This is a genomic window from Paraburkholderia sp. PREW-6R, from assembly GCF_039621805.1.
Taxonomy (GTDB): Bacteria; Pseudomonadota; Gammaproteobacteria; order Burkholderiales; family Burkholderiaceae; genus Paraburkholderia.
The window spans coordinates 560271-573645 of sequence record NZ_CP155075.1 but is presented as its reverse complement, the minus strand read 5'-3'; the positions used below and the strand labels follow the sequence as shown (position 1 = coordinate 573645).

Annotated in this window: 12 protein-coding genes; 4 read left to right on the top strand and 8 right to left on the bottom strand. The window is 59.5% G+C overall.

What is annotated here, in order from left to right; all coding sequences use genetic code 11:
• The first annotated feature begins 1073 nt into the window (after positions 1-1073).
• On the top strand, positions 1074-1682 hold the full coding sequence (locus AAGS40_RS27160; protein WP_345816660.1) for a nucleotidyltransferase domain-containing protein: 609 nt from the start codon (positions 1074-1076) through the stop codon (positions 1680-1682).
• Positions 1683-1874: 192 nt separating this feature from the next.
• Here AAGS40_RS27160 and AAGS40_RS27155 read toward each other — a convergent pair whose 3' ends face one another.
• The gene (locus AAGS40_RS27155; protein WP_345816659.1) at positions 1875-2237 is read right to left on the bottom strand and encodes a hypothetical protein; all 363 of its coding nucleotides are present in this window, start codon (positions 2235-2237) and stop codon (positions 1875-1877) included.
• A 236-nt stretch (positions 2238-2473) separates the two neighbouring features.
• Between AAGS40_RS27155 and AAGS40_RS27150 the strand changes: the two genes are divergently transcribed.
• The 3 genes from AAGS40_RS27150 (at position 2474) to AAGS40_RS27140 (ending at position 7594) form a co-directional block, all read left to right on the top strand.
• Positions 2474-4648, top strand: a complete 2175-nt coding sequence (locus AAGS40_RS27150; protein ID WP_345816658.1) for a hypothetical protein — start codon at positions 2474-2476, stop codon at positions 4646-4648.
• Between the two features lie 59 nt (positions 4649-4707).
• Positions 4708-5679, top strand: a complete 972-nt coding sequence (locus AAGS40_RS27145; protein ID WP_345816657.1) for an ATP-binding protein — start codon at positions 4708-4710, stop codon at positions 5677-5679.
• Positions 5680-6229: 550 nt separating this feature from the next.
• Complete coding sequence (locus tag AAGS40_RS27140) at positions 6230-7594, top strand: hypothetical protein (RefSeq protein ID WP_345816656.1); 1365 nt, start codon at positions 6230-6232, stop codon at positions 7592-7594.
• On the opposite strand, the gene AAGS40_RS27135 is transcribed toward AAGS40_RS27140, so the two are convergent.
• The 7 genes from AAGS40_RS27135 to AAGS40_RS27105 are packed head-to-tail and all read right to left on the bottom strand — an operon-like array spanning position 7587 to position 13254.
• Complete coding sequence (locus tag AAGS40_RS27135) at positions 7587-7766, bottom strand: hypothetical protein (protein ID WP_345816655.1); 180 nt, start codon at positions 7764-7766, stop codon at positions 7587-7589. The genes AAGS40_RS27140 and AAGS40_RS27135 overlap by 8 nt on opposite strands.
• 13 nt (positions 7767-7779) lie before the next feature.
• Entirely contained in the window at positions 7780-9171 is a 1392-nt protein-coding gene (locus tag AAGS40_RS27130; protein ID WP_345816654.1) for an NAD(P)/FAD-dependent oxidoreductase, read from the bottom strand.
• Complete coding sequence (locus AAGS40_RS27125; protein WP_345816653.1) at positions 9168-9473, bottom strand: (2Fe-2S)-binding protein; 306 nt, start codon at positions 9471-9473, stop codon at positions 9168-9170. Before AAGS40_RS27125 ends, AAGS40_RS27130 begins: the two co-directional genes overlap by 4 nt.
• Complete coding sequence (locus tag AAGS40_RS27120; RefSeq protein ID WP_345816652.1) at positions 9451-10575, bottom strand: FAD-dependent oxidoreductase; 1125 nt, start codon at positions 10573-10575, stop codon at positions 9451-9453. The genes AAGS40_RS27125 and AAGS40_RS27120 overlap by 23 nt, the downstream gene beginning before the upstream one ends.
• Positions 10572-11366 (bottom strand): ABC transporter permease, encoded by a 795-nt coding sequence (locus AAGS40_RS27115; RefSeq protein ID WP_345816651.1) that lies wholly within the window; start codon positions 11364-11366, stop codon positions 10572-10574. Before AAGS40_RS27115 ends, AAGS40_RS27120 begins: the two co-directional genes overlap by 4 nt.
• Complete coding sequence (locus tag AAGS40_RS27110; protein ID WP_345816650.1) at positions 11366-12220, bottom strand: ABC transporter permease; 855 nt, start codon at positions 12218-12220, stop codon at positions 11366-11368. The genes AAGS40_RS27115 and AAGS40_RS27110 overlap by 1 nt, the downstream gene beginning before the upstream one ends.
• A complete protein-coding gene (locus AAGS40_RS27105) occupies positions 12217-13254 on the bottom strand; it encodes an ABC transporter ATP-binding protein (protein WP_345816649.1) in 1038 nt (345 codons plus the stop codon). Before AAGS40_RS27105 ends, AAGS40_RS27110 begins: the two co-directional genes overlap by 4 nt.
• Positions 13255-13375 lie beyond the last annotated feature (121 nt).

Below are 13375 nucleotides of genomic sequence, written 5' to 3'. Positions count from 1 at the left end.
GTTCACGGGTGGTGAAAAACGAATGACCGCTTTCCGGAGATGCCTTCGCAGAGCCCATTGCCGCTTGCCGACCCAATCCGGTCCTCCGTAGCACGTGTGACCGAGCGGCGGCTATGGAGCCCTGAGCGGTCCGTAAGACAAACTCTTACGTCGTGCACCGAGGCAAACGTAGAATGATCGTTTTCTCGTGGAACAGGAAACTGACATGTTTCCGAAACCAATTTTTGGCGTCGATTTCAATGAGATGATCGGCGACTGTACCGTCCTGCTGTCTGCCGGTGATACGAGACTCGATGTGTCAGGAATCGAAGTTCGCTTGTATGAGGGTCTGCCTGTTTGCGTCTGCATGGAAGACTTGGACGCCAGTGGATTCAGGGACGATCTGGTGGCAAACGGAATTGCCTCGCGCAACACAAGAGACGGCTGGAGCGCACACGTAAAGTGGTGTTGCCGAATCGATGGCACCGGGATTCGGCGGCAATCTGAGGGGGGACCCGGCCGATGAAATGTGATTGTCTTGAACAGCCGACGATACGCCGGGTAGACGGAACTGTCACGAGACTGTTTCCCGGCTTCCAGCATGTAGATGCCATGGACTGGAGATGCCTTCTGCGATGCCCTGCGTGTGGTCAGCTATGGGCCGTTGACGAGTGGGACAAATATCAGATTCAGTTTGCGGCGAAGGTCGAACATGCCGAGGACTGGGACACATCCGACGAAGCTCTGCGCAAAGCGTACCTTGCACAGTCACGTGGAGAGAATTCGGTCGAGAAATGCATGTGGCATGACTGCAAGAAAAATCAGCTGAACGGAAGCGCCTACTGCGTTGACCACCTGTATGCAACTGGCGTGCGAATCTAGCAGGCTGAGGGGCCAGCGATGCCCGCTTTCGAGTTACCTTAGCCGCTCGAATGACCGATCGAGGCTTCCGGCGACCGTCGCTTGATGGCCGACTGTTGCCGCGCACAGCAGGCCCTCTTCGAGCCGCAGCGGTTCCACCGCTCTCCCGAAATCTGCACTTCCGGCTTATAGTGTCTCACGCGCCCATCGCCAAACCCACATAGGACTGCTCGATGCGCTTCGCAGATATTCTCACGGATTGGAGGGGCAACCCTTCCACAACACGCCAGATCGCACTTCTTGAGCGAATCTCGGCGGCGCTCGACGCTTCTTCTGATTGCACGGCGGCAGCGGTCGTTGGTTCATTTGCAAAAGGGACCGCAGATCGTGTTTCGGACATCGACTTGGTTGTCTTTTGCGCGGACGGCGCTGGCAATGTGCTACTTCACCTGATAGAGCAGCAGATCACACCGTCGGAAATTTTCCTTGAGTTTGGTGGCGTGCATGATCCGAAAAGTCCTTACAAAAAGCTAATATTTGAAGACTTAACTTCAGTTGAGTTTCACGTCATCGCACCCGACACTGAACTCATCATTGAGCAACCATTCGTCGAAATTGTTAATCACGATCATTACCTTGAATCGAGGATGTCATCCAATATCGCTCCGACTGAGCACGATATGACGGCCTATCGGTATGGTGACCGACTCCTGGCGTGGGAACTCTTCACATGCTTGAAGTGGCTGTGGCGCGGTGACTTCAAAGCGGTAAAGCGCTACTTGGTAGACTTGGGAAGAGCTATTAAAGCGTCGGAGGAGACCGATGGGTCTGCCGTCGGTTAGCCTGTGCCTATGCAGCTTTCAACAGGTGGTCAAGCACACCGTTTGTCAACGATCTTTGCATCAAGGTCGACAGTCCGCTCTTGGCCGAACTGAGTCTAATGGCGACCGGCCCAGATCGACCTGAGGCTGCCGGCCCTAACATCCCGGTGAAATGGCCGCGATAGAGCGTATGTCAAACATCCGTTCAGAGCGTTACTTTGACTCGTTCACATAGATTTTGTAATCCTTGCCGCGATCATCGACGGCAGCCATGAATTTTCGACCCTGTGCGGGCCAATGAAACTCCGGCTTAACCAGCGATCTAAGCTCGACATTTTCAGACAATAAGTGACGCTCGAGGTCGGAGCGGTAACTCCTAATTGAGATCAAAATCCGTTCGGTTGCGTTTTCCATTGGTCTAAAGATGTTGCCCAGCCAATCGATCTCGATGTCGATCTGCTGTCGATGGATCAGATCAAGATCGTCGATCACGTATCCGTCGGCAAAATAATTCACCAGGCTTGTAAAGCTGGCGCCGAAATTGTGGATCGCTGAGGGAATGTTTTTATAGCGCATTTGCGGTGTCCGTCACGCCTTGCATAAGACCTGCTCCTTCGATTGTCATCGATTCGAGGACATTCGTCGAACGGCCGATTGTGGCCGATAGGGTGAGGCCGCCAACCGCCGCTTATTGGCACTCCACTTCGCAAAACCAAGGATTTGGCTGACTGACCGCTTAGGAGAAAGTAATCTGACCGGAGGGTCCACAAGCGTCTTACGCCACCACTCCCGTAAACTTCCCACACCGCACGGTGCAACGATCGGGTGGGAGATCACCGGGCACCGATCGCGGGGCCGCGCCCGTCCCACAACCGACTCTATCCGCCAATCTCGGATACCCCGTGGCCATCGTTATCAACGGCAACAACATGCCTCACGAGTTCGCCTACCCTTATTTGGTGTGGCTAGGCGACGGCGGAGCGCAAATGATACGACGATCACGGTTCCGAGCATGCGAACCTTCGCAAAGTGCCGCCCTCAACGCGGGCGACATTGATCTCGCAACCTGGCCCGGAATCGATAGAGCTGCCCTATCCCCTGAGCGTGAAGCGTTGTACGGGCGACGTGAAAGCGCTATCCGCCTGTATCTCGACGGCGCTACCGACGCGCAGCTTAAGGCAGAATGCGCGATGGGCCGGGTCCAGACCTACCGGTTGCTCACTGAGCGCTGCCTCGCAGCCCATCCGGACGGAGACGTTCACGGCTGGCGCGGACTGCTGCCTTATGTGCGCGTCAAGTCTTACGATAGAAAGGCACCCATCAAACCTGATGCATGGGGCGGCGGAGCAGCGGGTGCACTGCAATGGGTTTTTGAGTCTCCAACGGGACGAGGATTCGAAAGCTCTCTGCGCGAGCACATCCTGCGCAAACGCAGCGACCTCGAATCTTCGCTTCGCCCACGCATGGCAGTGTTCCGATGGTTTCTCGCGCAATTGCGCGATCGCGGCTTTGAGCGCCGGGGCGAATGGCCATTCAATGTCGAGAAACGCGGTTACGTGACCCTGTCTCGCTTTATCGATCGGGTACTGGCGGAAAATCCCGCACGGGCACGTCAACTCGCCTGCAACGACTCGGCGCGCAAGGCCACCAGCGGCGACGGAACGCGTCGGCCCCTTCTTGCTCCGTTCGAGCGCGTCGAGTGCGACGCGCACAAGCTCGACAGTCGGATGATGGTACTGGTGCCCTCTCCGCACGGCGGCACCGAGTCGCGGATGATTCACCGTCTGTGGGTCGTCGTGCTGATTGATGTAGCGTCGCGCGCAGTGCTCGGTTACCACCTGAGTTTGCGCCGGGAATGCGCAGCCGAGGATGTGCTGCGGGCCATTCGCTGCGCCCTTCAGCCGTGGGCGCCGCGGGAACTGCAGTTCAGCAATTCGGCCTATCTGCCAGACGCTGGCCTACCCGCTCACCGCTTTCCTCAACTGGTCGGCGCATGCTGGAACGAGTTCAGCGTCGACGGCGCGCTTGCCAACATCTGCATGCGCGTCGAAGACGTCCTGCGTGACGTGGTGGGCGCAAGGCTCGTCAAGCCACAGGACCCTGCCTGCTTTAGCCGCCGACGCAGCAAAGACGATCGGCCTTTTATCGAATCGTTCTTCGCACGTCTGGCCGCCGACGGTTTTCATCGACTCTCAACCACAACCGGAAGTTCGCCTCCTGCTCGACGCGGCACCGATCCCGACGCAGCGGCGCTCGCCACCCAGTTTCAACTTGAATACGCGCACGAGTTGCTCGACACACTCGTTGCAAACTACAACGCGACGCCTCATTCCGGACTTGGATATCGGAGTCCGCTCGAACAGCTCGATCGACTGCTCGCACAAGGAAACTGGAAACCACGGCAAGCCGATCCCGACGCTGTGCGTCGCATCGTCGGCGTGCGCAAGCTTTGTACACTGCTTGGCGGTTTGCAAAATGGTCGCCGCCCGCACTTCAATTTCGCCAACGGCCGCTATTCAGCCGAGTGGCTTTGCCTGCGCACCGACCTGCTGGGCGAAAACCTGTGGGTCAGTCTCGACGACGAGGACGACGCGCGCTATGCCACCGTCTCGACACAGCGGGGGATTTTTCTTGGCGTCGTGCGCGCCGCGCCCCCATGGCACCGAACGCCGCACTCGCTTTATGTTCGCCAAGCGATCCGCGCACTTGAGAAGCGCCGGCTGCTCCATCTGGCGACACACGGCGACGCTGTCGAGGCGTTGATCCGGTATGCCGAAGCGGCGCCATTGGGAAAGCTCCCCGCCCACCCTGCGTATCTGGAAGCAAGGCGCATCCTGCAAAAGCATGCAGAGCTGGTCGCCGGCCAGTCAATGGTGAGCCTTTCCAGGATCGGCAGCACGCCTGCAGTGCATGATGCGACGCCCGCACAACCAGACCGTGAAACCGGGACGGCGCTACCACCGATTCGGCGAGCCCAGCAATGGTAACGGCGCCCGCAACGGCAGAGCCACTAGTCGCCGCCCACGTATCACGGGATCATCCTATTGTGACGCGCGACTATTCGTTGTTCACGGTCGCAATCAATGACATGGTCGAGCGCATCAGCAGCTGGCTGGACGACCAGATAGACGGCGCGACGATCTTCGGGCCATCCCGCTTCGGCAAATCGAGCGCAGTTGACCATTGGTTGCAGCGCCTGCTGTCTGAGCGCCACGGCGGCCATGTGCCCCTGGTCATCTGGAGCCATACGGACTCCGGCAGCGCCGCAGCGGTGGGCCGCTTTTATGCCTACCTTCTTGATGCGAGCGGACATCGGCTGGCTCAGTTGCGGCGCAGCCCGCTGGAGCGTCAGACCATGCTGGTCGAGCGGTGGATTGAACTTGCCGCCCAGGGCGGCGGCCGGTTTCTCGTACTGGTCATCGACGAGGCTCAAGGTATGAGTCAGCGCGAGTGGATCTGGCTGGTAGAACTGCATAGCCTGCTGGAGAAGCAGCGCATCCGCCTGTCCGTGTTCTCGATCGCGTCGCTGCAGTTTTTCGACGAGCCGATGGGGATGGCGCTGGCAGGCGGCGCCCACGTCGCCGCCCGCTTCATGCTTGCCTCGGCACCCTTTCATGGTGTGCGTAGCGTCAGCGAACTTGCCTACGTGATGCGCGGCTACGATGAAGGGAGCGAATGGCCGGTTGGTTCGGGCTGCTCGTTCACGGCGGGTCTCACGCCTCTACAGTGGGCGGACGGCTTCCGGATGGCGGATCACGCCCACACCTTGATGAGGGCAATGGAAGACTCACTGCCGGCGCATTACGCGGGACCATCAGACTTCCCGATGAAGACTGTCGCGCAGGCCTGCCGTCATGTTCTGCTGCGAGTCGCGGGCGGCGTCGGGATTGATGTGGCAACTTCGGCCGACGCGTGGAAGACCGCCGTCGACGCGAGCGGGCACGGCACCCTGATGGCGCTGGTTTCTGCGAGCGCCACGCTTCGGCAAATCACTCGCGGCAGAGCCGGACATGCCTGAGTCCCGCCTGACCTGGCACACTGGAAGTGTGCTGCCCTATGCATCGAGATGGCATACCGTAATGCGTGCCTGCGCGTTGAACGTGCTTCATCCCGACGATCTTCCGTGGCATCTACCGTCGTGCACGTGCACCATCGACCCTCCGTCAACCTTTGAGCGTGGCGAGACCGCCGCATTGGCGCGATGCCTCGGAGAATCGCCGGATGTCTTCCGATGGTCAACTTTCGCAGCGCTCCCCGAAGCGCTGCAACGGACGCTTGTTGTACCGCGGCCCCGCCTGTGTTTTGCATGTCTTGCGGCGGGATATCACAGCGCGCTTTTTTCCGTCGAACTGCTTCACGCCTGCCCGATTCATGGCATGCCGCTCGTTGATCGTTGCTACTGTGGCGCGCCCTTTTCCGGAGGATTGCATTCATGGAGCGCGGACGGTCCGGCCGGTGGTTGTCGATGCGACCGACTGCACTTCTTCACCCGTGAGACCTGCCGCCGACCGACGCTGCCGGCAGAGCAGACTTGCGCACTCGATCCCGTCGCGCAGTGGCTTGATGCAATGTCTCTACTGATCCGACCGGCGCAGCTTGACAAAGCATGCTGCCGTCGTGCAAAGGGTAGCGTCGAATGGCTGATCGGTGCGTCCCGCGCGTTGGGCATTGCCTATCCCGCGTGCTTCCGGCCGGTCAGCGATCTGCGGAGGCCAGTCAGCCTCGTGTCGTATGTGTCGCGCTGCCAGAAACGGCGAATGCGCGCAAAGGAAGAGCCCGTCGCCGGTCCTGACGGTGCCAGCCCGATATCACCGACCATAGTGGTGTATCGGGCGCTCGCTCGCCGCGTCCGGCGACATCTCGCCCCCGGCAGTGCGCGAACAGTAGCAAGCTTCATCAAGGCGTGCGATCCACTCCTGATTGCCGAGTGGGTCGCAGGCAGTGTCAAAGCCCGGCAAGCGTTCGCGGATCTTCTCTGGAGCCGGGCAATCGAGCCCGGTGTCGAGGCTCGCCGCTGGCCCGATCAGCAGATACCAAGAACGGCGAGGATGCGGCTCACCCTGTCAGTCGATCAGGACTGTCAAATCTGCGGCGAGGCGCCAGATGACGAAGCAAGGAAATGGCTTGAATACCATGCGGCACGCGTGACGCTCGGAGCCGTGTGGCGCGACGCCCATGCGCGGACCAGCGCTACCGCGCATTCTGGTGTCGCCGCCTGGTCGGACGTGACGCCTCGTACCGCATGGTCGGACAGTGCGTGGCTGGCGCGCGCGACGCCTCAGGGCGTGCAATTCATTGCGCCCTTGACGTCCAGCTGGCTTAGTCGACCGCACGCCATCAAAAGCCTACGTCAGGCCAGATACATAACGCGGCAGCAGACCCGGTTTGAACTAATGTGGGATGCGGCTCGAGGCGCCTGCCTGACGTGGTCGGAGATGGGCGGCTGGCACGTCGTTGATGCGCTCACCCCTGCAAATCGGGATGTTCGCCACCGGCGCCTGTTGGGACTGAGCGGTGGGCGGCCGTGGTGCTGGCTCTATCAAGGCGTCGATGGTCAGTTTGTTGCCCGCTGGGAAAACGCCCGCCTGCAGGTTCTCGCCGCGACGCCCGCGGCCGCCATCGCGGGACTGCGGCGCTGCGCGACGCTATGCCCGCACATCGGTGGTAACGCGCTGCCCTACCCTGCCTTGGCGCCGGTCGTCAAACCCAGCCCGATGTCCACAACCGTCGCTGCCGACTATCGTCTCTTCATCGACTGCGTGAAGGCCCGTCGCGGTTTCTGGACCGACGCTGAGGAACTGGCGAGAACGGCAGGCCGGTATCGTCACGCGCTCGAGGTTGCGGACCAGACACGGCACAGCCAAGGTACAGACGAATCGGGCGATCACGTTGACCGGGGGGCCGCACGGGGCGGTAGTAACAAATTTACTTGAAAACTAGTAACAAAATTGCTTGTGTGAGCGACAGCGCTTCACGAGTTTGCGATGTTATATCCGCTGCCACCGACCCAGCAGCCGTCTGACCGCAAAGATAGACAATGCCGCCGTGCCGGACAATTTTGCTCATCCTTGGGGTCACTTCAAACCTCTCGATTGCGTCGATCATTCTCGTTCCTGTTTTATTCGGTTGGCGAATGCTTTTCCCGCAGGGTAGCAAGCGCATGTAATGTTATTGGCTTGATAGGGGCGCGGACGTGATACGCGCCGATGTCGCCGGGTGACACTCCACGCTCTTCCGCCAGAAGCTGCGTTACTGTGATTGCGCACATCCTGCCCTGGCACGGACCCATACCACATCGGCTGAAAAACTTTGTCTGGTTGGGCCCTGCACAGCCGAGTCGTGCCATTTCGCGCACTCGTCGCGCAGTAACCTCTTCACAGCGACAGACGAGCGTCTCGTCGGCCGGTGAGCCGATCCATTGCGGCGGCCGATAAAGCGCTTCGAGAAAAGGCCGCACTGCGCGCTCTTTCGCAAGCGTACGCCGCCAATTCGAAGCACGAGCCTCGAATGTCGGGTTATCGACAAGTCCCGAACGGTGCACAATGTTTAGCGCAACAAGTGCTCCACTAGCCTCTGCCGCGCGAGCACCGTCGATTCCACCGCCGTCGCCAGCAATCCAGATGCCGTCGCGCGACGTCAGCCCGGAAGCATCGCGCTTCGGAATCCACGCCAACTGAGAGTCGTTCCATAGATGGTCCAGCTTTAGCAGACGCGTAAGCTGTGTGTTCGGCACAACGCCGTGGTGCAATAGGACGACGTCGGCTTCCACAGACACGGGCGTTCGGTGATGAACGAAACTCAGTCCGCGGGCACGATCGACGCCTTCTATGGACAGCTCCCGGGCACTTGCGTAGCGAGCCAGCTTTTCCGCCCGCAGCGTCGCTAACATGCGGATGCCCTTTAAGAGCGGTGCTGGCGCGCGTAAAGCGCCCGGCAACGCCGCCAGCGCAGGCGTCAAGTTGCTGCGAGGCGCCGTTTCAACGAGCGCCACCACGTTGGCGCCCGCCTCGATCAACTGACAGGCTACTAGCAACAGCAGGGGCCCTGTGCCGCCCAGCACAATACGACCTTCCGGAACGGACGGCCCGGACTTGAGGGCAATCTGGGCCGCGCCCGCAGTCATGACTCCTGGCAAGGTCCAGCCCGGGATAGCGGATGGCCGTTCTATAGCACCAGTGGCAATGATCAGATGGTGAGCAGTAAGCTGATCGACACGCCCTGCCGCAAGGATGCTGACGGTGCGCTTTTGATCGATGTCCCAAACTAGCGCGCCGGAGTAAACGTCAACGCTCGACCGGACAAACCGATCAACGATCTGTGCTCCCGCGCTATAGTCTGGCCCGAGGTGGTGCCGGATAGATGCGTCTGCAATGCCAACATTGCGGTAGATCTGTCCGCCAGGCCGCGGCTGCTCGTCGATCAGCGCTACTTTGAGCCCAAACTCGCTTGCAGTCAGTGCAGCAGTCATGCCCGCCGGCCCCGCGCCGATTACGATAACGTCATGAGTCATACTTTTCCTCCAGGCTCGCGTGCGCCGCGTTGTATGCTCACGCGCATTCCATCGCGGACCTCGACCATACAGGCCTGAACGTTTGGCTGCCCGTCCACTTCGACGAGGCATTCGAAGCAGGCACCCATCAGGCAGTACGGTGCTCGCGGTGCGCCTGACACCGGCGTCGTACGCGTGTGATTGACGCCAGCCTCCAGCAGCGCAAGCGCGACGGTGCCGCCTTCCCGGGTGTGGACGAGACGGCCTTCTATCGAAATGGCCACCATGCGGCGGGTCACATCAGTGGTCAGAGGTCGGAACATGGAATCGGTCTGCAGTAAAGGTGTTGATGCCAAGCGGCTTCGGTGCGCCACGTATCCAGTCTGCGATCTGCCCGCCGTGCTGTGCCGCCAGCGTGATACCGCTGTGGCATGTGACGAGGTATGCGCCCGGACACGAACGCGACTCTTCGTAAATCGGATTTCCATCGGGTGTCATCACGCGCAGCGCACCCCAAGCCCGAACGACATTAACGTTTGCGAGCAAGGGAAAATAGCGCGTCGCATTGCTGGCGATTGTCGCGAGCTCCTGTACCGTCGTTCCTTCATCGAACCCGACGTCCTCTTTGGAGTCGCCTATCTGGATAACTCCCTCGCCAGTCTGCCGCACATGTAGCGTTGGATATCGAAGGAAGGGCTGCATGCGCTCGGTGACGAGCACTTGTCCCCGCACGGGTTCGACCGGTGCAGAAAGACCAAGCTGAGGCGCGAGCGCGCGGTTGCCAAGGCCGGCCGCAAGCACAACACGGCCTGCGAGGTAGGATGCAGATGTCGCGTCGGTCCGGAACTCGCCACCACGATAGTCGATGCGCTCCACGCTTTCACCGGTACGTAGGGTGCCACCCAGTTTTATGAAAGCCTCGACGAGCGCTCTTAGCAGCCGCAACGGGCTTACGTGTCCATCGAGTGGCGAAAAGATGGCGCCAGCGACTTCGGGGCCAACCTCCGGAAGCAGTTCGCGAACCTCCGCAGCGGACAGGCGCTCATACGAATAAGTGTCGCCGATAGTAAGTCGGATGCGTTCCATATCGAGAGTGCGACGGCTGAGCTCTTCGTTACTGAAGCTCATGCGCAACCCACCGATCTGCGAGAGTTCGACGTCGACTCCGCTGTGCGCGGTTAGCCCCGATGCAAACGACTGCCATCCCGCTGCGGATTCAACCGTCCAACGCGCGTATGCAGGATCTTGAAGTCCTTTTCCTTGCACCCACACCAGACCAAAGTTACCTCGCGCAGCACGGAACACGTCGTCGCCCTGATCGAGCACAGTAACATTCTGTCCGTGTCGGACGAGGCCGTACGCCAGTGACATTCCGATCACGCCGCCTCCGACGACGAGGACGTCGGTTGAGAATTGAGGTTTCATGCGTTCCCCGAGAGAATCCGGTCCAGGCCAAACAGGCGGTCCAGCAGAAGCATTAGCAGAAGCGTAAGCACGATGAGCACGGTCGACACTGACGCGAGCATCGGGTCGATAGTGTTGGCGATGTAGTTGTACATCTTCACAGGCAACGTTTCCGACGCCGGGGATGCTACGAAGATTGTCATGGTCAATTCATCAAAGCTGCTGATAAACGCTATCAGCCAGCCGCCTGTTACGCCAGATGCGATAAGGGGCAGCTCCACCCGTCGGAAGGCGGTCCATGCGGATGCGCCAAGAGTCTGCGCTGCCTGTCCAACCGAACGATCGAAACCCGTAGCAGATGCCACTACCAGGCGCAGCGCATAAGGCACCACTACGAGCGTATGTGCGAGTACGAGTGTCGACATGGAGCCAGAGACGCCGAGTTGCGTAAAAAAGCGCAGTAGCGCGATGCCGAGGACTACGTTTGGCACCATCAGCGGCGACATCAGCAAACTCATGATCACGTCGCGTCCTGTGAACCTGAACCACGCGATCGCAAGACCAGCTGGCAACGCGAGAAGTGTGGCGAACGTTGCGGCTCCGGTAGCGAGGCTAACGCTACGCCAGAATGCATCGATAAAGTCTGGTGCATTGAGGATCGCGCTGTACCACCGCAACGACGCTCCGTCGAACGGCATTGAAACGTAGCCCTTGTCGGTGAAGGACACTAGCACCACGGTTACAAGAGGTGCAAGCATGAAGACAGCAAAAAATAAGTGGAACACGAGCAAGGGGATTGAAGTGCGACGCATCAGAACACCTGTTTGTAACGACGTTCGACATAACGCCCTGCTGCAATAGAGATTCCAAATACCGCCGCCATCAGTACTACGGCGATCGCCGTGCCGAGCGGCCAGTTAAGGTTGCTCAGGATCTCGTCGTAGATCGTGGTGGGAACGACTTTAAGACGCCGTCCGCCAATAATCGCGGGCGTGGCGAATGCGCTGGCAGTCAAGGCGAAAACGATAAGACTGCCGGATAACACGCCCGGAATCACCTGCGGGAGCACAATGCGGCGCAGTATTGTCACAGACGGAGCACCGAGCGTTTCGGCCGCGCTTTCGGCCGCAGGATCAGCTTTCTGCAGCGACGTCCATACCGCAAGTACCATGAAAGGCACCTGCACGTGCACGAGCGCGATCACGACACCTGTGAAGGAGAACATCAAGGTTATCGGTGCGTCGACTATGTGCAGCGCAAGCAGAGCGCGATTAAGAATCCCCTCATTGCCGAGTAGTACCGCCCACCCCAGCGTGCGCACAACCACGGACATCAGCAGCGGACCGAGAACGATGAACATCGATACCGCACGCCAGCGCTTGGAGAGGCTTGCCAGCACGTAAGCCTCCGGCACTCCAAGTCCGATGCAGATCAACGTCACGATTGCCGCGAGGGCGGCCGTTCGTGAGTAAATGTGTCGGTAATAGTCTTCGCCGAACACCTGAGCATACTGGGTTAGTGAGGAATGTAATGTCCCGTCGGGCGCCGTTCTGTAAAGACTGAGGGACAATGTCATTACGAGCGGCAATACAACGAAGGCCAGCATGACGAACGTCGCGGGGCCTGCAAGCGTATATGGCAGCGGATTGCGGTTGGAGCTCCTCATTGCACGCCCCTCGCGACAACTCGCACATGCTCGCAATCCCAACGCAGTCCGACGTCCATCCCTTCCTTGGAAGGAGCTTTGCCGTTGTTGATCTGGGCGTACTGGATGGTCCCGAGCCTGGTGCTCACATGCAAAAGCCAGTGATTGCCAAGAAACAGGCGACCAGTGACTTTTCCAACCACCAAAGCGTCGTCGCCGGCCTCGTGAATCTTCTCCGGCCGCACGATGTAATCAACCTCGCCTTCAGGTGCTCCGACTGGGCACGGAAGCGTATGGCCGTCGAACCTGAGTATGCCGCCGTCGCTAAATCCTGTGAACACATTTGCCTTGCCGAGAAACGTCGACACGAACCGCCCGTTTGGCGACTCGTACATCTCCAGCGGACTTGCGACCTGCTGTACGGAGCCTTTATTCATTAGCACCACGCGGTCGGCAAGAGTCAGAGCCTCCGCCTGATCGTGAGTCACCATCAATGTCGTAATGCCAAGACGGTGTTGGAGCGCGCGCAGCTCCACCTGCATGTCCTCGCGCAACTTCGCGTCGAGGGCACCCATCGGTTCATCCAGCAACAATACCTGTGGCTCGATCACCAGAGCCCGAGCCATCGCCACGCGCTGCCGCTGCCCCCCTGACAGCTCGCGTGGATACCGGTGACCGGAGCCAGCGAGATGGACCAGATCGAGCGCTTCCCGGACGCGGCCTCTGCGCTCAGAAGCAGCAACTTTCCGCATTTCAAGGCCAAAGCTCACGTTCTGCTCAACGGTCATATGAGGAAAGAGCGCGTAGCTCTGAAATACCACGCCGAGTCCGCGGGAGCTAGGTTTCGCCCTGGTAATGTCCTTACCATTGAGCACGATGCTTCCCGCAGTCGGCAAAACTAAACCTGCCAACATCTGTAGCGTCGTAGTTTTTCCGCATCCCGACGGGCCAAGCAGGCAGACGAATTCGCCGCGTTCGATCGAGAGCGTGCAATCACTTACCGCTACAAAGTCGTCATAGCGTTTCGCCAGGCCGTTCAATTGGAGATAGCTCATGCTTCAGCCCAGATGACAGGCGACGCTAAAAATAGGTGTTGGCTCATATATGCTGCTGATGTACCGTTCCATCATCTTGTCTCACATTGATATTTCTATGTTTTCCAGCTATCTGATGAAT